Origin of the sequence: Mesorhizobium sp. M4B.F.Ca.ET.089.01.1.1, assembly GCF_004022605.1 — a bacterium.
Classification (GTDB): Bacteria; Pseudomonadota; Alphaproteobacteria; order Rhizobiales; family Rhizobiaceae; genus Mesorhizobium; species Mesorhizobium abyssinicae.
Genome location: NZ_RZOS01001068.1, coordinates 1 through 755, shown reverse-complemented (window position 1 = coordinate 755; position 755 = coordinate 1). Strand labels below are relative to the sequence as shown.

General features: G+C 64.9%; 1 protein-coding gene and 1 pseudogene. Both read right to left on the bottom strand.

Annotation, left to right across the window (positions count from 1 at the left end; translation table 11 throughout):
- Positions 1 to 351 (bottom strand): annotated as a pseudogene (locus tag EN780_RS36055) (orotate phosphoribosyltransferase); the annotation flags it as partial.
- Positions 352 to 383: 32 nt separating this feature from the next.
- A partial coding sequence (locus EN780_RS36050; protein ID WP_133372946.1) for an ACT domain-containing protein occupies positions 384 to 755 on the bottom strand: 372 nt, incomplete at its 5' end.

Below are 755 nucleotides of genomic sequence, written 5' to 3'. Positions count from 1 at the left end.
GTCCTCGACGATGACGACACGCGCGCCCCTGGCGATCTCGAAGCGGCGCAGCCTGAACTCGCCCCCCTCCCGCTCGACCCAGATCGCCGGGACGGCGAGATGGCGCGAGGTCTCATAGGCCGGAATCAGCCCGCCGATCGCCGGGCCGACGACATAGTCGATGCGGCCGGGAACGGCCTTGCGGATCTTCTCGGCCAGCGCCTTGCACAGGCGCTCGGTCTTGTCGGCATGCATGAAGACCCTCGCCTTCTGCAGGAACACCGGGCTGCGCAGGCCCGACGTCAGGATGAAATGTCCCTCCAGGACGGCGCCGGCCTCGCGGAAAATGCCCAACACTTCGTCGGTGTTCATTTCATTCCCCCATTATTTCTCTGACCATGATGTCAGCCGTTGACGCGCCTTGCATCGCTGACGCTCGAATTGTCCTTGAGCTGCGAGAGCAGCCGGTTCAGGTGCTTGAGATCCCAGACCTCGAGATCGATCAGCATTTCGGTGAAGTCGGGCGCGGTGCGCACCATCGACAGCGTGTGGATGTTGGCGTCGTTGGCGGCAACGACCTGGGCGATGTCGGCCAGCGATCCCGGCGCGTTGATGGCGGTGACCGAGACGCGTGCCGGGAAGCGCTCCTTTGTGCGCTCGTCGATGTCCCAGCGCACGTCGATCCAGCGCTCGGGCTGATCGTCGAAGGCCTGCAGCGCCGGCGACTGGATCGGATAGATGGTGATGCCGGTGCCCGGAGACCGGATCGTCGGCAT